The organism is Bacillus cereus group sp. N14, assembly GCF_016483555.1.
In the GTDB taxonomy this organism is placed as follows: domain Bacteria; phylum Bacillota; class Bacilli; order Bacillales; family Bacillaceae_G; genus Bacillus_A; species Bacillus_A wiedmannii.
The window spans coordinates 1-279 of record NZ_JAEHBQ010000083.1 but is presented as its reverse complement, the minus strand read 5'-3'; the positions used below and the strand labels follow the sequence as shown (position 1 = coordinate 279).

Below are 279 nucleotides of genomic sequence, written 5' to 3'. Positions count from 1 at the left end.
TCTGAACATTGATGGTACTAACAGAGCTTGCTTTTTCTCTAAAAGAGTTAATAACTCTCTAGGTTCTTTGTTTTGTATTTCAGAAATAATTAACAGTTTTCCTCCTGATAAAGTAACAGGGAAAATTTCCCAAACTGAGCCATCGAAGATATAGTTTAAATTTTGAAGAACAACCGTATCTTCTCCATACTTCCCTTCATCGATTTGCCAATTAGATAGATTCATTACATTCCTATTTTCAACCATTACACCTTTCGGTGTTCCTGTTGTACCAGAAGT

1 protein-coding gene is annotated in these 279 nt (G+C 34.1%); it reads right to left on the bottom strand.

Annotation, left to right across the window (positions count from 1 at the left end; all coding sequences use genetic code 11):
• The coding region (locus JDS82_RS30465; protein ID WP_199714332.1) for an AMP-binding protein at window positions 1-279 on the bottom strand (279 nt) is incomplete at both ends.